We start from the raw sequence: 22,704 nt of genomic DNA on the forward strand, positions 1-22,704 counted from the left end.
CCGCAGGGTGCCCTGCGGGCGAGCCTGATCAGATATGACGCAGAGTGCTAAACAGATCTGCCCATTCGCTTTGCTGGCGATAGAAGACCGGCGGCTTGCCGAGCGGGGCATCAACGGTCACGTCACCGCCACGGTAAATTTCCCCCGTCCAGGCATTGACCCAGCTGTCCTCTGGCAAATAGAGCGTCCACTCGCTGCGGCCCTCTTCATAAACAGGCGCCACCAGCAGATCGCGGCCAAACAGATACTGATACTTCAGCGAGTAGGCGCGCGCGTCGTCCTCGTAGTGCAGGAACAACGGACGCATCACCGGCAGGCCACGCTGTGCGTTCTGCGCCACGGCATCTTTGATATAGGGCTTCAGGGTGGTGAAGACGGTAGTCATACGTGCAAAATGCGCAATGGTTTCGGCATCACCGTCAAACTGCCAGTTATCGCCAGGGCGGTTTCCTTCATGGGTGCGCATCATCGGCGTGAAGGCGCTGAAATCACACCAGCGCAGCAGCAGCTCTTTACTGCGTTTCATCTCGAACAGGGTGGTATAGCCACCGATATCGCTGTGGTGCAGGCCATGTCCGGTCATCGCCAGAGAGAGCGCCGCAGGGACCACGGAGGCCAGCCCATCATCCAGGCTCCAGTCGACGTTTTGATCGCCCGCCCACATCATCACGGAGTGTTTCTGGCTGCCGGTATAGCCCGCACGCATGAAGAACAGGATCTCTCCGAGCTTACCGGTCTCCTCCAGCGCCTCGTAGTTACATTTCGCCCATAGCGCTGGCCAGGCGTTATGCATGATCTCCGCGCTTACGCCGTTGTGCAGGAAGGTGTCGGTCGGCAGATACTCACCGAAATCGGCCATCCAGCCGCCGCAGCCCAACTCAATCAGGTTCTTTTTAATGACCTCTTTGTACCAGTCGTAGGCTTCAGGGTTAGTCAGGTCGATAACGCCCGCGTAGAACTCACCGAACTCGACGTGATAATCCTCGCCGCTGGCATTTTTGGTGAGATAGCCACGCGCCGCCGCCTCTTCGCATAGATCGCGATCGCTGGCGACATACGGGTTGATATAGGAGAGGAACTGCACACCTTCCTGTTTCCACTGCGCAATGCGCTTATCCAGCTGCGGGTATAGCTCACTGTTCCACTTCCAGTTCCACATCACGCGTTTGCCGAAGGAGGTCATGCGAATGCCGGACCAGTCCTGCGCCCAGATGCCGTTAACCTTCACGCCGCCGTTACGCAGCTTATCCAGCTTCTGCTGACACACCTCGGTGCCGCCCTGAATACCCAGCGTCACGCCGTCGTACACCCAGTCCGGCAGCTCTGGCTGGCGGCCCAGCAGCGCGGTCAGTTTTTCCAGCAGATCGACGTAGGTTTCTGCACATTCGAAGCGCAGCGTGGCGTTATCTTCCCAGAAGGCCAGCTCGTGGAAATCCGCGGCGCTGAAGTCGAAATTCATATAACAGCTGTTATCCACGTGGCAGTAGTACTTCTGGGTGCTGACGAAGGTTGGCTGTGGGAAGAAGGTCCAGTAGTAGTCACCGCCCGCATTCTCTTTGCAGTCGGCCTGCCAGGTCACATAGGTCTGCTTATTACGGCCTACGCCCTGCTCGCTGGTCCACAGCGGGAACGGTTTGCCTCGCAGGTCGAAATATGAGAACTGCTCGCCGCAGCCGTAGATATGATCCTCAGGCTGCGCTGCCAGCCGCAGCCAGATGCGGTTATGGCTGGTGGCGTCGTTTTTCAGCTTGAGCTCCAGTCGACCCTCTGCATCCACACCCACCCGCAGCGTGGCGCTCACCGCGTCGCCGCGGGTGAAGCGGATCGCCCAGCCCGCGTCTTGCTGCGTAACCGTAGCCTCAGTCAGCGCGATCTTCTCGTTCAGGCGGTCTTTGATGCTGAAGTTGCCGCGAAACATTTCGATATCCGCCTCACCCGCACCGATCCACAGGCAGGGCGCATCGGCGGAGTGGGACAAAATCAGGCGGTTTTGCCAACGTAGGGTGAAACCATTTTCACTATTTTTCAGATCTATATTGTGTAGGGTACGCATAAAAACTCCGTCTTTCTTATTTGGCCTGGCTATCCAGTAAACCGGCGGCAACAGCCGGGGCGAGTCCCGGTGCCAGCGGCAGGCGGGGGATCACCAGACAGTGCAGCAGGTGATAGATATCCTGCTTGCCGTCCCAGACTTTGGTGGTCACTTTGTTATTGGTATCCAGCTCCTGCCACCATGAACCGTTTTCGTAGTCCATCAGGTACGTGATGCAGTAATCCCACCATTTTTGATACCAGGCTTCGTACTGCGCCTCGCCGGTCACGGTGTAGAGGGCATAGGCCGTGCCCATCGCCTCGACAATTGGCCAGCGTACGCGCTCGCGCACGATAGGCTTGCCGTCCCAGCCCACCGAGTAGACAAAACCATCCGCCCCGTCGGGTGCCCAGGCATCGCGGATAGTGGCGTGGAAAAGGCCTTTTGCATCCTCCAGCAGCCAGTCAGGTGGGGTTTCAAAGCGGGCTTCCAGCGCGGCGCGCAGGTGCAGCATCAGGCGGCCCCACTCAATCCAGTGGCCCGGAGTGCCGCCGTAGGCGCGGAAGCGGTGGGCGGGGTTATCGATGTTGTAGTCGCGGATCGGGTTCCAGTGAGTGTCGAAATGCTCGTTAACGCGATACTCCCCTTTGCGGGCCACGTCGTGAATAATGACCGAGGCGATGCGCAGGGCGCGGTCGAGCCATTTACGGTCGTGGGTGACGTCATAGACGATGAGGAACGCTTCTACGGCGTGCATATTGGCATTGCCCCCACGGTAATCCTCTGTTTTGCTGAACGCTTCGTCCCACGACTCGAGGCACATCTGCTCCTCTTCACTCCAGAAGTAGCGCTCGATCACCGCAATCGCCTCGTCGAGGAGAGGACGCGCCTGTGGATGGCCGGTGGTCACCGCGCTCGCCGCCCCCAGCAGCACGAAGAAGTGCTGGTAACCCTGCTTGGAGGCATCTATCACGCCTTCATCGTTTACGCAGGCGTACCAGCCGCCGTGCTGCGTGTCGCGCAGCGGGCCGTTGAGGGCATTAATGCCGTGCTCAACCAGCGCATACGCACCGGGGCGGCCCATATTCGCCGCCACCGCGTACACGTGCAGCATACGGGCGGTGATCCAGAGATGGGTGCCCATGTCGCTGCGTACCTGGCCGTTATTGCCGAGCCAGCCGAAGCCGGTCGGCACGGCGGCGTTTTTACCGAAATCGAGAATGCGGTCGGTCTCTTGTTCAAGCCAGCGGTTGTGGCTCAGGGTGTTAAACCATTTCATGTTCAGATCCTTTCTTAACGGCGAGCCATCATTTCGTCGACGATCTCACCTAAACGCTGCAGTTTCGGTACAGAAATATCACGAAGCATCATTTCGGTGTCCGGCAGGCCCACCACTGACGACCAGACGGCTCGGCCAGCAAGGAAACCGGATGCGCCCGCCTGCATAGCAACCTGTACCGCACGGGGGAAGAGTTTGTCGTCCACGCCGGAGGAGAGGATCACCCACGGCATAGCGATGTTCTCGTTCAGCCTCTGCGAGGCGGCCAGCAGCGCCTGCTGCGAGCCTCTACCAAACAGCGGCATCTCCACCTTGTAGAGGTCGGCCCCGCTGTCACCCAGCTCTTTCGCCGCCTCGATAATGGCCTGCTCGCGGTCGAAGGTGTCACCCCGACGCGGAGGACGCACCACCGGCTCAATAATGCTCAGCAGCCCGTGGTTGTGGCACAGCGTGTTGAACGCCTTCACCATCTCCAGACGCTGCTGCGGATCCTCATCGCTGCGCCAGAGCACCAGCAGCTTCAGCGCCTTGCCGCCGTCGCGCTTCACCGCCTGCGCGTCGATATTTTTATCAATCACCACGCTGTCGACCGGAATACCGTTGCCTGGAATAAACTCGTCGGCTGCGACAATCATCGCGCAACTTTTGGCTATCGCGTGCTGCTCAACGACCTGGCGATAGCAAAACTGCTGGTCGACGAGGATCGCTGAAGCGTACGGCGACAGAATCTTCGCCGCGTTGACCTTAAAATCGGTCAGATGCTGGTCGCTAACCGGCACCGGGGCACCCGCTGCGGCAAACATCAGGCGCATCGCTTCGCGCTGATCCACGGCCAGCATCGCAAAACCGCCGGAGGGTCGGGTGATATCTTTCAGGGTGTACGTCGTCATTCCTCAGTCCTTTCGTATCAGTGTGATTTTTTCAGCCCGGCAGATGCGCGAACCTGTTCAAGAATGGCCGTCCAGTCTTCGCGCCCGCGCCCGGCGGCGCGCGCCTGGTTGTAAACTTCGCGGGAAGCCGCGCCCAGCGGCATTGGAACGTGCAGCTGGTTGGCGACATCCAGGGCAATGCCCAGATCTTTATGCGCCAGATCGATCATAAAGGCGGGTGAAAGATCCCCCTTCAGCACCTTGTTCGGCCACGACGTGGTGAAGTGCCCTTTTCCGGCAGGCGTCCCGCTCATCACCTTCAGCGCGACATCGAAGGAGAGTCCCAGCGCCTCGCACAGCACGGCGGCTTCAGCGGAGAGCGCGTTCAGAGCGATGCTCATGTAGTTGTTGATAAGCTTCACGCGGATGCCCATGCCTGGCCCGCCAGCGTTAATGAGCTCGTTGCCCATCGCCATTAATACGGGTGTCGCACGTTCAACCTGCTGCGCCGTGCCGCCTGCCAACAGGAGCAGCGTTCCAGCAATAGCATGGTCAGACGTACGTCCGACGGGGACGTCCATCATGCTGAAGCCTCGCTCAGCCATGTCGCGGATCAGCGCGTCGGTTTGCTGTGGATGAATGGTAGACATATCAATCACCAGCGCTTCACGGGATAATCCTTCGCAAACGCCGTGCTCGCCGAACAGTACGCTGCGCACCAGGTCGCCGTTTGGCAGCATGGTGATCACAAATTCGGCATCCGTTGCTGCCTGCGCTGGCGTTCCCGCCGCCTGCGCGCCGCTCTCCACCAGCGCCTGAACCGCGTGCGGGTTCACATCAAAGACCTGAAGCTGGTGACCTTGTTGCAACAGATTCTTCGCCATTGGCGCGCCCATCTGCCCTAAACCGATAAATGCGATTGCTGACATGCCTCTCTCCTGTCACATCGTGTCAATTTCTGCGCGTTTGTGTTGTCTGTTTTTGATCGTATTTGTAATTTAAAGTCAAAAAATAGACATGGGTCACTTTTTAAACATTTGGTCAAATTAAAATGTCACTATCAGAAAACAGGAGAAACTCACTATGGCTCGAATAGCCTGTATCGGTATTACCGTACTGGATCGCATCTGGTATCTCGCTGATTTACCTGTCGAAGGGGGAAAGTATGTGGCGCATGACTATACGGAAGTGGGAGGCGGGCCAGCCGCAACGGCAGCGGTGGCAGCGGCAAAGCTGGGCGCGGAGGTGGATTTTATTGGCCGCGTGGGGGATGACGATACGGGGAGGAGACTGCTGTCGGAGCTGGACGCCCTGGGGGTAAATACACGCTATACCCGGGTTGTGCCGGGCGCACGCTCATCCCAGTCGGCGGTGCTGGTTGATGGAAAGGGAGAGCGGATCATTGCTAACTACCCCAGCCCCGATCTGCCAGAGTCGGCGGACTGGCTTGACGCTATCGACTTCTCCCGCTGGGACACGGTACTCGCGGACGTGCGCTGGCACGAGGGAGCTAAGCGCGCGTTTACGCTGGCCCGGCAGCAGGGGGTGACTACGCTGCTGGACGCGGATGTGACCCCGCAAAATATCGCTGACCTGGTGGCCTTAAGCGATCATGTCGCCTTCTCTGCGCCGGGCCTGCAACGCCTGACCCAGGAGAGGGAGACCGTTGCCGCTCTTAAACGCGCACAAATGCTCACAAAGGGTCGCGTTTATGTTACTCAGGGCGCAGAAGGGTGCGTCTGGCTGGAAGGTGACCGCGTATGCCATCAGCCAGGTTTTAAGGTAGAGGTCGTGGATACCACCGGGGCGGGAGATGTTTTTCACGGCGCGCTGGCGGTAAGCCTGGCGCAGCATGACGCCTCTGCCGAGGCGGTACGTTTTGCCAGTGCCGTTGCCGCGTTAAAATGCACCCGGCCCGGTGGACGTGCAGGGATCCCTGACTGTGATCAAACCCGCTCTTTTTTGTCCCTTTTTGTATAGAATGCGAAACGTAATGGTTTTTCGAGGACAATCCATGAGCCTTACCGAACTGACCGGCAACCCGCGGCACGATCGCCTGCTGACGCTGATCGCCGATCGTGGCTACATGAATATTGACGAACTGGCGCAGCTGTTAGCGGTCTCTACGCAAACCGTGCGCCGCGACATCCGCAAGCTTAGCGAGCAGGGGCTGATCACCCGTCATCACGGCGGAGCGGGGCGCGCTTCCAGCGTGGTGAATACCGCGTTTGAGCAGCGGGAAGTGTCGCTGACGGAGGAGAAGCGTGCCATTGGTGAGGCCATTGCCGACTATATCCCAGATGGATCGACGATATTTATTACCATCGGCACTACCGTCGAGCATGTTGCACGTGCGTTACTTAACCATAATCATCTGCGTATTATCACCAATAGCCTGCGCGTGGCGCATATTCTGTATAAAAATCCCCGCCTTGAGGTGATGGTACCCGGCGGTACGCTGCGCTCCCACAACGGCGGTATTATCGGGCCTGCTGCCACGGCATTCGTCTCCGGCTTCCGGGCTGACTATCTGGTCACCAGCGTAGGCGCGGTCGAAACCGACGGCGCAATGATGGAGTTTGACGTGAACGAGGCCAGCGTAGTGAAGGCAATGATGGCGCATTCGCGTCATATTCTGCTGGCTGCCGATCATACGAAATACCACGCCTCTGCTGCCGTTGAGATCGGCAACGTCTCGCAGGTAACGGCGCTCTTTACCGATGAGCTTCCCGGCCCGGTGCTACAAAAACTGCTTAAAGCAAGCCAGGTAGAGACGGTAGACGTCATGGCTGACGAGCAGGCGAGCCAGGCCCCGCTTTAAATCTACTCTACAGGCTCTCTTCCTGAGGGAGCCTGCCCCCTTTCAGGCTGACGCTAACGCATAGCCAAAGCGTATCTTTCCCGCTACAGTTATTTTTCCACGGCAAGCAAGGAGAGAAACATGCTCTATATCTTTGATTTAGGTAACGTGATTGTTGATATCGACTTTAATCGCGTGCTGGGCGCATGGAGCGATCTCAGCCGGATCCCACTGGCGACGCTGAAGCAGAGCTTTACCATGGGAGAGGCGTTTCACCGCCACGAGCGGGGCGAGCTGTCGGATGAAGATTTTGCCGAGGCGCTGTGTCTGGAGATGTCGCTACCGCTGAGTTATGAGCAGTTCTCCCACGGCTGGCAGGCGGTGTTTGTCGGGCTGCGTCCGGAGGTGATCGACATCATGCATAAGCTGCGTGCGCAGGGGCACCGTGTGGTGGTGCTCTCCAATACCAACCGCCTGCACACCACCTTCTGGCCAGAGCAGTATCCTGAAGTGCGCGCCGCAGCGGATAAGATCTACCTCTCCCAGGAGATGGGGATGCGTAAGCCCGAGGCGCGTATCTACCAGGCGGTGTTGCAGGAAGAGGGTTTCTCGGCCGAGGATGCGGTCTTTTTTGACGATAATGACGATAATATAGAGGGAGCTAATCAGTTAGGTATTACCTCAATTCTGGTGACCGGAAAAGAGACGATACCGAACTACTTTGCAAAACAGCTATGCTAAAAACCGTTCATCATAAAGCCAGCCACCATGCCCGCCCGCTGTGGGCGTGGCTCCGGCTGCTCTGGCAGCGCATCGACGAAGACAATATGACGACGTTGGCGGGTAATCTCGCCTACGTTTCGCTGCTTTCACTGGTACCGCTGGTGGCGGTAATTTTTGCGCTTTTCGCCGCATTTCCGATGTTTAATGACGTCAGCATGCAGCTGCGGCACTTTGTTTTTGCCAATTTCCTGCCATCAACCGGCGATATCATTCAGCGCTATATCGAACAGTTTGTTGCTAACTCCAGCAAAATGACGGCGGTAGGGGCGTGCGGCCTGATTGTCACCGCGCTGCTGCTGATGTATGCCATTGATAGCGCCCTGAATACCATCTGGCGTAGCAAGCGGGCGCGGCCAAAAGTCTACTCCTTTGCCGTCTACTGGATGATCCTGACCCTGGGGCCGCTGCTGGCGGGGGCAAGCCTGGCGATTAGCTCCTATCTGCTCTCGCTGCGCTGGGCAACCGATCTGAATAGCGTGATCGATCACGTCCTGCGTATCTTTCCGCTGATCCTGTCGTGGCTCTCGTTCTGGCTGCTCTACAGCATCGTGCCGACCACTCGCGTGCCCAACCGCGATGCCGTCGTTGGCGCGCTGGTGGCCGCGCTGCTCTTTGAGCTGGGGAAAAAGGCGTTCGCGCTCTATATCACCATGTTTCCCTCCTACCAGCTCATCTACGGCGTGCTGGCGGTGGTGCCCATTCTCTTTGTCTGGGTCTACTGGACCTGGTGTATCGTCTTGCTTGGTGCAGAAATAACTGTCACTCTCGGGGAGTACCGCAAACTCAAATTAGCCGCAGAGCAAGAGACATTAGACCAACCATGATTGCATTAATTCAGCGTGTTTCCCGTGCCAGCGTGACCGTGGAAGGTAACGTGACGGGTGAAATTGGCCCCGGACTTTTGGTGCTGTTAGGTGTCGAAAAAGAGGACGATGAGCAAAAAGCGAACCGTCTTTGCGAACGCGTATTAGGCTACCGTATCTTCAGCGATGCCGACGGCAAGATGAACCTCAACGTTCAGCAGGCCGGTGGCAGCGTGCTGGTGGTATCGCAGTTTACGCTGGCAGCGGATACCGAGCGCGGCATGCGTCCGGGTTTCTCTCGGGGCGCAGCCCCGGATCGCGCCGAAGCGCTGTATGACTACTTTGTCGAGCGCTGCCGCCAGCAGGAGATCGTTACGCAAACTGGGCAGTTCGCTGCCGATATGCAGGTTTCGCTAGTCAACGACGGTCCGGTTACCTTCTGGCTGCAAGTATGAGCCAACAGTTAGCCTGGCCCCAGGTCACAAGAGAGAGTGCTGCTATGTATCATCTTCGCGTACCGCAAACCGAAGCAGAGTTAGAGCGCTACTACGCGTTTCGTTGGGAAATGCTGCGTAAGCCCCTTCATCAGCCGCGCGGCTCCGAGCGCGATGCCTGGGATGCGATGGCGCATCATCAGATGGTGCTGGATGAAGAGGGCCAGCTGGTTGCCGTTGGGCGGCTGTATATCAACGCCGACAACGAAGGCTCGATTCGCTTTATGGCCGTGCACCCTGACGTGCAGGATAAAGGGCTCGGCACGCTGATGGCCATGACCCTGGAGTCGGTGGCGCGCCAGGAGGGGGTTAAGCGAGTCACCTGTAGCGCCCGCGAGGACGCCGTTGAGTTTTTTGCCAAGCTTGGGTTTGTCAACGAAGGTGAGATCACCGCCCCGCAAACCACACCGCTGCGCCACTTTCTCATGATGAAACCCATCGCCTCGCTGGACGATATTCTGCATCGCGGCGACTGGTGTGGGCAGTTACAGCAGGCCTGGTATCAGCACATTCCGCTCAGCGAGAAGATGGGCGTGCGCATTCAGCAGTATACCGGGCAGAAGTTTATTACGACCATGCCGGAGACGGGTAACCAGAATCCACACAATACGCTGTTTGCCGGGAGTCTTTTCTCTCTCGCCACGCTGACCGGCTGGGGGCTGATCTGGCTGATGCTGCGCGAGCGTCACCTCGGCGGCACCATTATTCTCGCTGACGCCCATATTCGCTACAGCCACCCTGTCACCGGCAGACCCAGCGCGATTGCCGACCTGGGTTCGCTCAGCGGCGATCTCGACCGTCTGGCCCGCGGCCGCAAAGCTCGCGTGCAGCTGCAGGTTGAGCTGTTCGGCAACGACGTCGCCGGCGCCATTTTTGAAGGCATCTTTATCGTGCTGCCAGCGAAACCCTTCGGTTCGTACGAAGAGGGCGGTAACGAGGAGGAGTAACGGCAATCCCGGCGCGTCATGCGCCGGAAACGATCTATTTTATCGGCAAAATATAAAAATCACTTTAGAGTATTGCTGCCCCGACCTGTTTTTATAATGCGATCGCAATATTATCCATTTTGGGGAAGATTATGAAAACAGTGACTTATTTGAAAGCGTATTTACTGAATAGCACCAGTGCCAACGTTGAGCTGGCGTTAAAAGACGATACGAAGAATATAAGAATGCAGAGTAAGCTGATAAAAAAACTCGAGAAAGTTAATAATAGTGAGGTTCGTTACGAACTGAAAAAAGCGCAGAAATATAACGATCAGCTGACAGCGTTGAGAGGGGGTAAGTACATGTTTCGCGCCCTCGACGCTGCTGAACGTTCTGAAAAATCCGCAGCGTCTGCCACTGAAACGCAGGGTATAACAAAGCCAGCATTACCGCCGGAGATGATCGGTTTTATGAGCTCGCCCAAACAGGTGAATATAACAATGAATCAACTCAGTGGGCATCTGGATGCTATTCTGGCATGTGCAGATCGCGATGCCGTGAACGCTCAAAAGGGGATGCGTAAGGTCACCACCGCCCTGCAATATCTTAGCAATTTCAATACCAGCGCTGAGGATAAAAAAAACGCGCACGCGCTATTACATCATTCTGTTGCAGATAAAGATTTCTGTATATTTGGCAACAATAATATCGATACTGATGTGCAGTATGATGCGGTAATGGCGCATTTAAGCACTATTAAGTCCTGGCTCGATAAGAACAATTAAAACCGTGCACCCAAAAATAACCCATGCGTTTTTATTGAGAATGCCGGGCAAGCGTCGCGCCGCCCGGCATTGTTAAAGAGGACTACTCCCCTTCACCCGGGAACAGGAACGGGTTGATGGAGCTGCGGGCGAAGCCCTCCTGCTCCATGCGCGCGTCCAGCACCAGCGAGGCCAGATCGTCTGCCACCGGCTCGACGTTCGGATCTTTTTCCTGATACAAAATCTTCAGGTAGGTACCGCAGTCGCCGCAGCTCTCTGCTTTGACCGAAGCCTGCTCGTTGTCCAGCGACCAGTAATGCAGATCGCGGGTTTGCTCGCAGTTGCTGCACTTCACGCGTACCACGTGCCACTCGGTTTCACACAGGTTGCAGTGCAGATAGCGCAGCCCCTGTGAGGTACCAATCTGCACGATGCTGGACACCGGCATTGAGCCGCAGACCGGACAGAACTGACGCTGCTCACCGTACTCGGCGCGGGCTTTACCCGGGATCAGGCTGGCCATTTGCGCCCAGTAGAGCGACAGCGCCGCCCAGATGAACGGCGACTTATCGCTGCTCACCGTCGCGAAGTTGCTGGCGAACAGGGCGCTCGCCATCTCTTCCAGCTCCTGAGTCGAAGCCTTCTCCAGATTCTCAATCACCGCCAGCGCCTGGCCGCTCATCTCTGGTTTCAGCTCGGCAATCAGAGAGTGCAGCAGCTTGTGCCAGTGGGTGTCGCGTGGCAGGACGTGAATATCCAGCGGCGGCTTGCCCTGGTCAGCAGCCTCTTTGATGCGTGCGGTCAAATCCATGGTTAATGGATGATCGTACAGCACCACCTCCTGGGCATGGGCCACCAGCGCGGCGAAGCGCAGATAGTCACCCAGCGGATTGCTCTCGGCCAGCGTGCGCAGGCGTTCTGCTCGACGGTTATAGAGATTTTTCAGCCGGGGAAACAGCAACGGCGGAATGGCTTCCGCCGCACGTTTCTCGCCTTTCTCCAACGCATCTTGCGGGATTATGCGAATACTCATTCAGCCTCTTTTTCCGATTTGCTCCGGACTTCACGATACCAGCGCGGGTGATGTCTCTCCGCCCAGGTTTTCGTTACCCATCCTTCTACCATGGCGGTAATCGTGCCTTTTACCCAGAGGGCGGCGTAGATATGCACCATAATAACCACAATTAGCCCAACTGCGGCAAATGAATGCAGCATGATCGCCAGGCGGATTGTTGGGATGGAGAAGTAAGGCGCGAGCCACGGACGCCACATGATAATTCCGCTGACCAGCAGCAGCACCAGCAGAATAATCGCTGCCCAGAAGACGCACTTCTGACCAAAGTTATAGCGCCCGGTGTCGCCAACCTCTTCGTTAACGATGATTTTCTGGATGTTTTTCGCCCAGAAGATATCGTCCCGGTTGATCAGGTTGTGGTGCCAGTAGCGGAAAAACATGATGATAAACGAGGCAAACATCACCACCCCAACGAAGGGGTGGAGGATCCGCGCCAGCTGCGGCGTGCCGAGAATATTCATCAACCAGTTAAAGGAGGGGAAGAAAAACCCCAGCCCGCTCACCGACGCCAGCACGAAGCAGAAGGCGGTGACCCAGTGGTTGATGCGTTCCGGCGCGGTATAGCGCACGATGGTGTCACGTTTTCTCATTTGCGCACCTCATCATCTTTTTTGTCGTGAAGATTGTCTTCATCATCGTCAGCGCGGTTTGGCCCGACGCCCACGTAGTGGAAGACGCTGGCGGCAAAGGTCGCCGCAAAGCCAACGGCGGCGAGCGGTTTCCAGATACCTTTCCAGAACTTCACGGTGGCGCTGATCTCCGGGTTTTCCGGCAGGCCATGATAGAGATTCGGCTTGTCGGCATGGTGCAGCACGTACATCACGTGCGTACCGCCAACGCCTGCCGGATCGTACAGGCCTGCATTATCGTAACCACGGGTTTTCAGCTCATTGACGCGCTCGCCCGCCAGCGTTTTCATATCCTCTTTGGAACCAAAGTGGATAGCGCCGGTTGGGCAGGTCTTCACGCAGGCTGGCTCCTGGCCGACGGTCACGCGATCCACGCACAGGGTGCATTTGTAGACGCGGTTATCTTCCGGGTTCAGGCGCGGAACGTCGAACGGACAGCCAGCGATGCAGTAGCCGCAGCCGATGCACTGCTCAGACTGGAAGTCGACGATGCCGTTAGCGTACTGAATGATTGCCCCTTCAGACGGACAGGCCTTCAGACAGCCAGGATCGGCACAGTGCATGCAGCCATCCTTACGGATCAGCCACTCCAGTTTGTCGTTCTGCTCGACTTCCGAGAAGCGCATCACCGTCCAGGATTTGGCCGTCAGATCCGCCGGATTATCATATACCCCGACGTTATGACCCACGTCATCACGGATGTCGTTCCACTCGGAACAGGCCACCTGACAGGCTTTACAGCCGATACAGGTGGTCACGTCGATGAGCTTCGCCACCTCGAGCTGGTGATCCCGCGCCTGAGGCGCGGGGGTAAAGCTGTTAGTCGCGGAACGACGAATAATGTCTTGCGATTGATAAGCCATAGGTCGTCTCCGTTACACCTTTTCCACGTTCACGAGGAACGCCTTGAACTCCGGCGTCTGCGTGTTCGCATCACCAACAACCGGCGTCAGCGTATTGGCAATAAAGCCCTTCTTCGCCACGCCTTCATAACCCCAGTGGATAGGTATCCCGATGGTGTCGACTTCCTGGCCGTGCACGTTCAGGGTGCGAATACGTTTGGTCACCACCGCTTTGGCCTTGATATAGCCGCGGTTAGAGGAGACCTTCACCGTATCGCCCTGGGCAATGCCCAGCTTGCCCGCCAGCTTCTCGCCGATCTCCACAAACTGCTCTGGCTGCGCAATCGAGTTCAACAGCGCGTGCTTGGTCCAGTAGTGGAAATGCTCGGTCAGGCGGTAAGTGGTCCCGACGTACGGGAACTTATCCGCTTTACCCATCGCGTCCATATCATCTTTGAACACGCGAGCGGCCGGGTTAGAGATCACATTCGGATGCAGCGGGTTGGTACCCAGCGGCGTCTCAAACGGCTCGTAGTGCTCCGGGAACGGTCCTTCCGCCATCTTATCGATCGCGAACAGACGTCCGACGCCCTCTTGCAGCATGATAAACGGCCCAACGTTGCTACCCGGAGGCGCGGTGTTGTAGTCCGGAATATCAGCCCCTACCCATTTACCATTGGCATAGGAGAGCAGCTGGCGTTTCGGATCCCACGGTTTACCCTGCGGGTCCGCCGAGGCGCGGTTATAGAGGATGCGGCGGTTCAGCGGCCACGCCCATGCCCAGCCAAGGGTATTCCCCAGCCCTGACGGATCGGCGTTGTCACGGCGCGCCATCTGGTTACCGTCCGGCGTCCAGCTACCGGCAAAGATCCAGCAGCCGCTGGAGGTGGTACCGTCATCACGCAGATGGGCAAAGGAGGAGAGCTGATCGCCCTTCTTCGCCAGCACCTTGCCGCTCGCCGGGTCGATGATATCTTCCAGCGCTTTGCCGTTGCTCTCCATCGCCACTTCCTGTGGGGAAGGGTTCTCTGGCGTGGTGTAGTTCCAGGACATGTTCAGAACCTGGTCCGGGTTCGCACCGCCCTCGGCCGCGTACATCTTACGCAGGCGCAGGAAGATACCCGCCAGGATCTCGCCGTCGTTCAGCGCTTCGCCCGGAGCGTCCTGACCTTTCCAGTGCCACTGCAACCAGCGCCCGGAGTTGACGATAGAGCCGTCCTCTTCCGCAAAGCAGGTTGATGGCAGACGGAACACTTCAGTCTGGATTTTCGATGAATCAACGTCGTTCTGCTCGCCGTGGTTCTGCCAGAAGGTCGAGGTCTCGGTACTGAGCGGATCGATAGTGACCAGGAACTTCAGCTTCGACAGCGACGAGACAACCTTGTTTTTGTTCGGGAACGATGCCACCGGGTTAAAGCCCTGGCAGATGTAACCCGTCACCTCGTTTTTCGCCATCATGTCGAAATACTGCAGGACGTCGTAGCCTTTATCCCACTTCGGCAGCCAGTCAAAGCCCCAGCTGTTCTCCGCCGTCGCTTTGTCGCCGTAGAAGGCTTTCATCATCGACACGAAGAATTTCGGGTAGTTGCTCCAGTAGTTAACCTGGCCTTCCAGCAGCGGCTTGGTGGTGTTGCCGGCGAAGTAGGTTTCCAGATCGTTCTGCTTATCGTTCGGCAGCGTCATGTAGCCCGGCAGACTCTGGGTCAGCAGGCCAAGGTCGGTCAGACCCTGAATGTTGGAGTGACCGCGCAGGGCGTTAACGCCGCCGCCTGCCATCCCCATGTTGCCGAGCAGCAGCTGGATCATCGCCATGGTACGAATGTTCTGCGCACCGACCGAGTGCTGCGTCCAGCCGAGCGCGTAGAGGAACGACGCGGTCTTATCGTGGGCGCTGGTTTCGGCGATGTATTCGCAGACCTTCAGGAAGTCGGCTTTTGGCGTACCGCAGATGTTTTCCACAACCTCAGGCGTATAGCGAGCCAGATGCTTTTTCAGCAGGTTCCATACGCAGCGAGGATGCGTCAACGTCATGTCGCGTTTCGCATAGCCGTTTTCATCCAGCTCATAGTTCCAGCTGGCTTTGTCATACTTGCGCTTATCCGGGTCATAGCCGGTAAACAGACCGTCATCAAAGCCGAAATCTTCCCGCACGATCAGGCTGGCGTTGGTATAGGCTTCGGTATATTCACGGTTATATTTTTCGTTATTCAGCAGGTACAGCATGACGCCTGACAGGAAGGCGATGTCAGTACCAGAACGAATAGGCGCATAGAAATCCGCGACCGAGGCGGTTCGCGTAAAGCGCGGATCGACGACAATCAGCTTCGCGCCATTGTGGATCTTGGCTTCCATCGCCCAGCGGAAACCCACCGGATGCGCTTCTGCCGCGTTCCCACCCATCACGACGATGAGGTTGGCGTTCTTCATGTCGACCCAGTGGTTGGTCATCGCACCGCGACCAAATGTTGGAGCAAGACTTGCTACCGTTGGTCCGTGTCAGACACGCGCCTGGTTGTCGACGGCTAACATGCCGAGTGCGCGGGTAAATTTCTGGGATAAATAGCCGGTTTCATTGCTGGCCGCAGAGGCGCACAGCATACCGGTAGAGAGCCAGCGGTTAACGGTCACGCCCTGCTCATTCTGCGCGATATAGTTGGCGTCGCGGTCCTCTTTCATCAGTTTGGCGATGCGATCGAACGCCTCATCCCAACTGATACGCTGCCATTTATCAGAACCTGGCGCGCGGTATTCCGGGTATTTCAGGCGGCTTTCGGAGTGGATAAAGTCCACCAGACCGGCCCCTTTTGGACACAGCGCACCGCGGTTCACCGGATGATCCGGATCCCCTTCAATATGGAAGATGGATGATTTGGCATTTTTTGCACCGTCGCCAAGGCTATACATTAATAGCCCGCAGCCAACGGAGCAGTACGTACAGGTGTTACGTGTTTCGCGGGTGCGCAGCAGCTTATACTGCCGTGTTTCCGCCAGCGCGACGCTGGGTGCAAAGCCCAGTGCGGCTGCCGTTGTACCTGCCATACCGCCAGCACAGATCTTAAAGAACTGCCTTCTGCTGACCTGCATGGGGTCGCTCCTTACTTTTTTATTTATGTCGACATTGTCTCGAATGGTGATCTCGAGTCTTTACGCTTTGCGGGCATGGCCGTAAAGGTTCAGAATAGAATGGTCCTCCTCGCCCTGGAGGAATTGCCGCCAGAATACCACAATGTCACCAGGCCTGTTCCCATACAGTTAACAAAAAGTGAACAATAAAATGCTCTCTACTCCTAAAAAGTCGACCGATATCACAGGGTGCCGCCAGGTGACGCTGTGGAAACGTGAAGATTTACAGCATCCTCAGCCGGACAGCGTGGCGGAAGAGGTGCCCGTCGCGCTGGTCTACAACGGGATTTCACACGTGGTGATGATGGCCTCGCCGAAGGACCTCAGCGAGTTCGCCATTGGGTTCTCTCTTTCGGAAGGCATCATCGACGCTCCGGCGGAGATCTACGGGATGGACGTGGTGCCCTCCTGTAACGGTCTGGAGGTGCAGATTGAGCTCTCCAGCCGCCGCTTTATGGGACTGAAAGAGCGTCGTCGGGCGCTGGCGGGCCGTACCGGCTGCGGCGTATGTGGCGTGGAGCAGCTTAATGATATCGGCAAGCCGGTTACCCCGCTGCCTTTTACCCAGACGTTCGATCTGGCGAATCTGGATCGGGCGCTTCGCCAGCTGAGCAGCGTCCAGCCGGTCGGCCAGCTTACCGGCTGTACCCATGCTGCGGCGTGGATTGCGGCCGATGGCGAGCTGATGGGCGGGCACGAGGATGTCGGCAGGCACGTGGCGCTGGATAAACTGCTGGGCCATCGCGCCCGGGAAGGCGCTGGCTGGCAGCAGGGGGCGGCGCTGGTCTCCAGCCGGGCGAGCTATGAGATGGTGCAGAAGTCGGCCATGTGCGGCGTGGAAATTCTGTTTGCGGTCTCGGCGGCTACAACGTTAGCGGTCGAAGTTGCCGAACGCTGCAACCTGACGCTGGTGGGTTTTTGCAAGCCTGGCAGGGCAACGATCTATACCCATCCACAGCGGTTGGTGGGCGCATAATGAACATTCAAAAAATTTGAATGTAGTAAGCAAATCCCTTTACTTTTAGTTGGTGATGAACCGGTCTATTATTTATCACATCAAGGCGACACGCCTTATCCAAACAACTTAATTAAAGGGTAACCATCATGAAAAACATCAAAACTTTTGTTGCAGTTATCGCTCTTGCCGCTTCCTTCGGTTCTTTTGCTGCCCAGTCCGTCTCCGCGACTGACACTACGCTCTCCGGTGCGGAAGCAAAAATCGCCGCTCAGGCCGAGCAGGCTGGCGCGTCATCTTACAAAATTACCCAGGCTTACTCAGGTAACTATGTACACATGACCGCTGAGTTGACCAAATAACATCTTCATCGTTGAAAGAGCGCCTACGGGCGCTTTTTTTATGCCACGCCCGCCAGCCGCAGCAGCGCCGTCACCACCGCTGCCGCCACGATCACCACAATTAACGGCATCTTACGCCAGGCCAGGAATACGGCAAAGGCGACGCCGATCACCCGCGCCATACCGGCGAAATGATCCCCTTCGTAAAAGGTGGTTGCCAGCGCCACGGAAAACAGCAGCACGGTGGCCGCATCGGAAAGCAATGCCTGCGAACGTTCAGAGAGGGCCAGCTGGCTACCGAGTTTGGCTCCGCCCAGGCGCATCAAATAGGTACCTGCTGATAACAGGACGATGCCGAGAATAAATACCGTCATGTTTTCCACTATTTTTTCCTTGCGGCCAGGCCGAGCAGAGAGAGCAGGACCGGTAAACCTACCGGCGCAAAGGGTACGGCGGCAAGTGATAACGCTGCACCGCTACAGGCGCGAATAAGCGTGGTGCGATTTTTAAAAGCCGGTACCACTAACGCCAGCAAAATAGCCGGGAAGACCGCATCCAGGCCGATGGTCTCTGGATCGGGCAGCAGTTTACCCACTACCGCACCCAGCAGTGCGCCAAGCGGCCAGATAATCGCCACCCCTAATCCGCACAACCAGTAGGCGGCTTTACGCTGTTCAGGCGTTTTCTGCGACAGGCCAAACACCACGCTTTCGTCATTCATGATATGGCAGCCGAGCAGGCTGGCACCGCGCTTGCCGACCAGGTCGCGCACCGTCACGCCAAACGGCACATGGCGGGCATTAACCAGTAAACCAGCGGCGGCGGCGGCCAGCGGATTACCGCCGCTGGCAACGATGCCGATGAACATAAATTCAGACGCGCCCGCCAGCACGGTAATAGAGAGCACAAAGGGTACCCAGATCGGGAAGCCGTACGCCATTGCCAGCGAACCGTAGGACATGCCGACAATACCCACCGCCAGGCAGACCAGAACGATCGCCTTTATCGTGTCGCCTTTCAGGCAAGAGAGATGATGTTTCATACTGTTTTAGCCGTATTGGTTTAGCCATATCGAACGAATATCCATTATAATGAACGCATCCAGATCGTTTTACAAGATGAACGATTCGTTCGATATATAGAGCAAGGGCCGTTATATGACGCAGCCGATTAGTGTGATCGCTAAAAGTTTAGTGCGAGAACGTCTGCGAACCGGACTTTCCCTGGCAGAAATTGCGCGCCGGGCCGGGATCGCCAAATCCACGCTCTCTCAGCTAGAGTCAGGCAACGGCAACCCGAGCCTGGAGACGCTCTGGTCGCTGTGCGTGGCGCTGGACATTCCTTTCGCCCGTCTGCTGGAGCCGCAGCAGCCCGCGACGCAGGTAATTCGCCGGGGAGAGGGAACGAAGGTGGTTGCCGGGCAGGCGAACTATGAGGCAATTTTACTGGCCGCCTGTCCACCGGGCGCGCGGCGTGATATCTATTTACTGCTGACCCAGCCAGGCGCGGATCGCATCTCCCAGCCTCATCCGCCGGGATCGGTGGAGCACATCATTGTGACCCAGGGTCGGGCGCTCGTGGGGCTGACCGACGCGCCGGAAGAGCTGGGGGAAGGGGATTACATCTGCTATCCCGCCGATCGGCCGCATATCTTTAAAGCGCTTGAGCCGGATACGCATGCGCTTCTGGTTGCGGAACAAAATTAAACAGCAAGACACGGAAAAACATGTCGCTTAAAGCCATTGCCAAAGAACTGGGGCTGTCCGTTACCACCGTTAGCCGTGCACTCAACGGGTATGATGATGTCTCCAAAGAGACGCGTGCCCGGGTTGAAGCGGAAGCACAGCGCCGCGGCTATCGTCCGAATACCTTTGCCCGCCGTCTGAAGATGGGCAAAATCGACGCCGTTGGGCTGGTTTTCCCGGTGCATCCGGTTCCGCTCAATAACAGCGTATTTATGGAGATGGTCGGCGAAATTAGCCACGAGCTTGCGCGGCATGAGATTGATTTGCTGCTCATTGCCGACGACGATCTGGCCGATAAGCACAGCTATATGCGCATGGTACAGAGCCGCCGCGTGGATGCGCTGATCGTAGCCCATACGCTTGACCACGATCCGCGCCTTGAGCAGCTTCAGAGTATCGGTTTTCCTTTCCTGGCGCTGGGCCGCAGCCAGCTGCCGCTGCCGTATGCGTGGTTTGACTTCGACAACTACGCCGGGATGTATCACGCCACGCGCTGGCTGATTGATAAGGGCCATCAGCGTATTGCCCTGCTGGGCGAAAATAATTCTCAGGCTTTTATCACCCAACGCCGCCAGGGCTACCTTGATGCCCTGGCCGAAGCGGGGCTGTCCAGCGAATGGCTGCGCACCATGCCGCCTTCACGGCGTGCAGGCTATACCACGACGCGGGATCTGCTCTCGCTGGCATCGCCTCCAACGGCCATTCTTACCGACTGCAATACCCACGGCGATGGGGTGGCGATGGCCCTGTCCCAGCTTGGCCGATTAACCGGCGATAATGCCGTTTCGCTGGTGGTTTACGACGGTCTGCCGCAGGACAGCATCGTGGATGTCGACGTGGCGGCGGTGATCCAGGCTACCCGTCAGGGCGTCGGCAAACAGATCGCCGACATGGTGCTGCGGTTAATTAACGGCGAGGATATCGCCCAGCTTCAGGTGCTGTGGCAGCCAGGCTTTTCTGCCGGGCAGACGGCGTAAATCTCCTGAAACTCTAAACCCGATCACAAATCCGAAACGTTTTGGTTTGTATCCGAAACGTTTCGGATCAACACTCAAGACATCCCGACGACAGGAGATGTCTGATGCATGATTCGATTTTACGACTGGAAAGCAAGTCGGTAGACGTGGTGTTGAAAACGCATCCGTTTGCTGAAATTCTTTACTGGGGCCCGCACCTTAACCACTTTTCGCCGCAGGATGCAGAGAGTTTGTCTCGCCCGGTTGCCAACGGCAGACTAGACGTTGACTCGCCGGTCACGCTGATGGCCGAGCTGGGTCACGGTCTGTTTGGAACGCCTGGCATTGAAGGCCATCGCGATGGTTTAGACAGCTCGCCAGTATTCAAAACCACACACGTGCAGCAGCAGGGGCAATCCCTCACCGTGACCGCGGAAGATGAGCATGCTGGCCTGCGTCTGGTCAGTGAGCTTGCCCTCGACGCCAGCGGCGTGCTGGTGGTATGCCACGGTTTAACCAATCTGCGGGCGCAGGCGTGGCAGGTCGATCGCCTTGCCGTCACGCTGCCCATTGCCGAGCGTGCCGGAGAGGTGATGGCCTTTCACGGACGCTGGATCCGCGAATTCCAGCCGCACCGCGTGAAGCTCGAGCATGACAGCTTCGTGATTGAAAACCGTCGCGGTCGCACCTCTCATGAACACTTCCCGGGGCTAATTAGCGGTACCCAGGCATTCAGTGAAATGCACGGCGATGTGTGGGGCGTGCACCTTGGCTGGAGCGGCAATCACCGTCTGCGGGCCGAGGCCAAAACCGATGGCCGCCGCTATCTGCAGGCCGAAGCGCTCTACCTGCCGGGAGAGATAGCCGTTGCCGAGGGGGAAACCCTCTGGACGCCGCGCCTGTATGCCAGCTACTCCGCAAACGGACTGAACGGGATGAGCCAGCAGTTCCACCGCTATTTGCGGGACAACGTTATCCGCTTCCCGGAAAATAAGCCGCGCCCGGTGCACCTCAATACCTGGGAAGGGATCTATTTCGACCACGATCCGCACTACATCATGCGGATGGCGGACGAAGCGGCAGCGCTGGGCGTGGAGCGATTTATTATCGACGACGGCTGGTTTAAGGGGCGCAACGACGACCACGCCGCGCTGGGTGACTGGTATCTTGATGAGAAAAAGTACCCCAACGGCCTGATGCCGGTGATTAACCACGTTAAAAACCTCGGCATGGAGTTCGGTATCTGGGTCGAGCCGGAGATGATCAACCCGGACTCCGATCTCTACCGGACGCACCCGGACTGGGTGCTGGCAATGCCGGGATATACGCAGCCCACTGGACGCCATCAGTTCGTCCTCAATCTGAATATTCCGGCAGCGTTCGAATATCTGCTGGAACGTATCTCCTGGCTGCTGGGTGAGCACCCGGTGGACTATGTGAAGTGGGACATGAACCGGGAGCTGGTGCAGCCGGGGCACAACGGCAAGGCCGCCGCCGATGCGCAAACGCGCCAGTTCTATCGCCTGCTCGATATCCTTGGCCAACGCTTCCCACAGGTCGAGTTTGAGTCCTGCTCCTCGGGCGGAGGACGTATTGACTACGAGGTGCTGACCCGCTGCCATCGCTTCTGGGCATCCGATAACAACGACGCGCTGGAGCGTAATACCATCCAGCGCGGGATGAGCTACTTCTTCCCACCGGAGGTGATGGGCGCGCATATCGGTCATCATAAATGCCACGCCACCTTCCGCCAGCACAGCATTGCGTTTCGCGGGCTGACGGCGCTGTTTGGCCACATGGGGCTGGAGCTGGATCCGCTCAGCGTCGACCAGCAGGAGCGTGAGGGCTACCGGCATTACGCCGCGCTGCACAAGCGGTGGCGCGAGGTGATCCACACGGGTACTCAGTGGCGCGTGGATATGCCGGATACCACTACGCTGGTGCAGGGCGTCGTGAGTCAGGATCGAGGCCAGGGCTTGTTTATCGTCAGCCAGCTTCAGATGCCAGATTACACCCTGATGATGCCGCTGCGTATGCCGGGGCTGGAGGCGGGCGCGCAATACCGTATCACGCTGCTCGATCATCCTGACATTCGCTTAACCGGCGAGGGCGGACATACCATGCGCAAACTACCTGCATGGATGGAAGCCCCGCAGACGGTAAGCGGTGAGTGGTTGATGCAGGCGGGCATTGCACTGCCGATTCTGGATCCGGAAAGCGCCATCCTGATTGGTGTCGAACGGGTGTAATGGTGATGGGCCGGGGAGCCGGCCCAGGCTGAGGATAAT

The 22,704-nt window shown here is 57.6% G+C and carries 22 protein-coding genes; 12 read left to right on the top strand and 10 right to left on the bottom strand.

Annotation, left to right across the window (positions count from 1 at the left end; genetic code table 11):
• Positions 1–28: 28 nt before the first annotated feature.
• From NR795_RS19515 to yihU, 4 genes are read right to left on the bottom strand one after another with little or no spacing between them, the layout of a single operon-like run.
• Positions 29–2,053 (bottom strand): alpha-glucosidase, encoded by a 2,025-nt coding sequence (locus NR795_RS19515; RefSeq protein WP_257759103.1) that lies wholly within the window; start codon positions 2,051–2,053, stop codon positions 29–31.
• Between the two features lie 16 nt (positions 2,054–2,069).
• Positions 2,070–3,311, bottom strand: a complete 1,242-nt coding sequence (yihS, locus tag NR795_RS19520; RefSeq protein ID WP_257759104.1) for a sulfoquinovose isomerase — start codon at positions 3,309–3,311, stop codon at positions 2,070–2,072.
• Between the two features lie 14 nt (positions 3,312–3,325).
• Entirely contained in the window at positions 3,326–4,201 is an 876-nt protein-coding gene (yihT, locus tag NR795_RS19525; RefSeq protein WP_144818905.1) for a sulfofructosephosphate aldolase, read from the bottom strand.
• A gap of 17 nt (positions 4,202–4,218) precedes the next feature.
• Complete coding sequence (yihU, locus tag NR795_RS19530; RefSeq protein WP_257759105.1) at positions 4,219–5,109, bottom strand: sulfolactaldehyde 3-reductase; 891 nt, start codon at positions 5,107–5,109, stop codon at positions 4,219–4,221.
• A 154-nt stretch (positions 5,110–5,263) separates the two neighbouring features.
• On the opposite strand from yihU, the gene NR795_RS19535 reads away from it, so the two are divergent.
• The 7 genes from NR795_RS19535 to NR795_RS19565 all read left to right on the top strand — a co-directional run bounded on the left by NR795_RS19535 (position 5,264) and on the right by NR795_RS19565 (position 10,771).
• A complete protein-coding gene (locus NR795_RS19535; RefSeq protein ID WP_257759106.1) occupies positions 5,264–6,160 on the top strand; it encodes a sugar kinase in 897 nt (298 codons plus the stop codon).
• Positions 6,161–6,194: 34 nt separating this feature from the next.
• Complete coding sequence (locus NR795_RS19540) at positions 6,195–7,001, top strand: DeoR/GlpR family DNA-binding transcription regulator (RefSeq protein WP_257759107.1); 807 nt, start codon at positions 6,195–6,197, stop codon at positions 6,999–7,001.
• Between the two features lie 120 nt (positions 7,002–7,121).
• Positions 7,122–7,721: a glucose-1-phosphatase gene (gene yihX / locus NR795_RS19545; protein ID WP_144818897.1), complete on the top strand. Its 600-nt coding sequence runs from the start codon at positions 7,122–7,124 to the stop codon at positions 7,719–7,721.
• Entirely contained in the window at positions 7,715–8,587 is an 873-nt protein-coding gene (locus NR795_RS19550) for a virulence factor BrkB family protein (protein WP_144818895.1), read from the top strand. The genes yihX and NR795_RS19550 overlap by 7 nt, the downstream gene beginning before the upstream one ends.
• On the top strand, positions 8,584–9,021 hold the full coding sequence (dtd, locus tag NR795_RS19555; protein WP_144818893.1) for a D-aminoacyl-tRNA deacylase: 438 nt from the start codon (positions 8,584–8,586) through the stop codon (positions 9,019–9,021). Before NR795_RS19550 ends, dtd begins: the two co-directional genes overlap by 4 nt.
• A gap of 44 nt (positions 9,022–9,065) precedes the next feature.
• Positions 9,066–10,007 carry a fatty acid biosynthesis protein FabY gene (gene fabY, locus NR795_RS19560; RefSeq protein ID WP_186370588.1) on the top strand — a complete coding sequence of 314 codons (942 nt, stop codon included), beginning with the start codon at positions 9,066–9,068 and terminating at the stop codon, positions 10,005–10,007.
• A gap of 131 nt (positions 10,008–10,138) precedes the next feature.
• Positions 10,139–10,771, top strand: coding sequence for a hypothetical protein (locus NR795_RS19565; RefSeq protein WP_257759109.1), 633 nt, complete (start codon positions 10,139–10,141; stop codon positions 10,769–10,771).
• 82 nt (positions 10,772–10,853) lie between these two features.
• On the opposite strand, the gene fdhE is transcribed toward NR795_RS19565, so the two are convergent.
• Genes fdhE through fdnG form a run of 4 tightly spaced genes read right to left on the bottom strand, consistent with a single transcriptional unit; the run spans position 10,854 to position 16,380 of the window.
• A complete protein-coding gene (gene fdhE, locus NR795_RS19570; protein WP_257759110.1) occupies positions 10,854–11,783 on the bottom strand; it encodes a formate dehydrogenase accessory protein FdhE in 930 nt (309 codons plus the stop codon).
• On the bottom strand, positions 11,780–12,415 hold the full coding sequence (fdoI, locus tag NR795_RS19575) for a formate dehydrogenase cytochrome b556 subunit (protein WP_042394479.1): 636 nt from the start codon (positions 12,413–12,415) through the stop codon (positions 11,780–11,782). The genes fdhE and fdoI overlap by 4 nt, the downstream gene beginning before the upstream one ends.
• Positions 12,412–13,317: a formate dehydrogenase subunit beta gene (fdxH, locus tag NR795_RS19580; RefSeq protein ID WP_144818885.1), complete on the bottom strand. Its 906-nt coding sequence runs from the start codon at positions 13,315–13,317 to the stop codon at positions 12,412–12,414. The genes fdoI and fdxH overlap by 4 nt, the downstream gene beginning before the upstream one ends.
• A gap of 12 nt (positions 13,318–13,329) precedes the next feature.
• Complete coding sequence (gene fdnG / locus NR795_RS19585; protein WP_257759111.1) at positions 13,330–16,380, bottom strand: formate dehydrogenase-N subunit alpha; 3,051 nt, start codon at positions 16,378–16,380, stop codon at positions 13,330–13,332.
• A 190-nt stretch (positions 16,381–16,570) separates the two neighbouring features.
• Here fdnG and fdhD point away from each other — a divergent pair, with 190 nt between their 5' ends.
• On the top strand, positions 16,571–17,395 hold the full coding sequence (gene fdhD / locus NR795_RS19590) for a formate dehydrogenase accessory sulfurtransferase FdhD (RefSeq protein WP_257759112.1): 825 nt from the start codon (positions 16,571–16,573) through the stop codon (positions 17,393–17,395).
• A 128-nt stretch (positions 17,396–17,523) separates the two neighbouring features.
• Positions 17,524–17,736: a DUF1471 domain-containing protein gene (locus tag NR795_RS19595; protein WP_042394493.1), complete on the top strand. Its 213-nt coding sequence runs from the start codon at positions 17,524–17,526 to the stop codon at positions 17,734–17,736.
• Positions 17,737–17,774: 38 nt separating this feature from the next.
• Here NR795_RS19595 and NR795_RS19600 read toward each other — a convergent pair whose 3' ends face one another.
• Positions 17,775–18,098, bottom strand: coding sequence for an AzlD domain-containing protein (locus NR795_RS19600; protein ID WP_257759115.1), 324 nt, complete (start codon positions 18,096–18,098; stop codon positions 17,775–17,777).
• Positions 18,098–18,757 carry an AzlC family ABC transporter permease gene (locus tag NR795_RS19605; RefSeq protein ID WP_144818879.1) on the bottom strand — a complete coding sequence of 220 codons (660 nt, stop codon included), beginning with the start codon at positions 18,755–18,757 and terminating at the stop codon, positions 18,098–18,100. The genes NR795_RS19600 and NR795_RS19605 overlap by 1 nt, the downstream gene beginning before the upstream one ends.
• A gap of 115 nt (positions 18,758–18,872) precedes the next feature.
• Between NR795_RS19605 and NR795_RS19610 the strand changes: the two genes are divergently transcribed.
• The 3 genes from NR795_RS19610 (at position 18,873) to NR795_RS19620 (ending at position 22,665) form a co-directional block, all read left to right on the top strand.
• A complete protein-coding gene (locus tag NR795_RS19610; RefSeq protein ID WP_144818878.1) occupies positions 18,873–19,421 on the top strand; it encodes a helix-turn-helix domain-containing protein in 549 nt (182 codons plus the stop codon).
• A gap of 20 nt (positions 19,422–19,441) precedes the next feature.
• The gene (locus tag NR795_RS19615; RefSeq protein WP_257759116.1) at positions 19,442–20,437 is read left to right on the top strand and encodes a LacI family DNA-binding transcriptional regulator; all 996 of its coding nucleotides are present in this window, start codon (positions 19,442–19,444) and stop codon (positions 20,435–20,437) included.
• A gap of 104 nt (positions 20,438–20,541) precedes the next feature.
• Entirely contained in the window at positions 20,542–22,665 is a 2,124-nt protein-coding gene (locus NR795_RS19620; protein WP_257759117.1) for an alpha-galactosidase, read from the top strand.
• Positions 22,666–22,704: the final 39 nt, after the last annotated feature.

This window comes from Pseudescherichia sp. L3 (assembly GCF_024656065.1).
Classification (GTDB): Bacteria; Pseudomonadota; Gammaproteobacteria; order Enterobacterales; family Enterobacteriaceae; genus Pseudescherichia.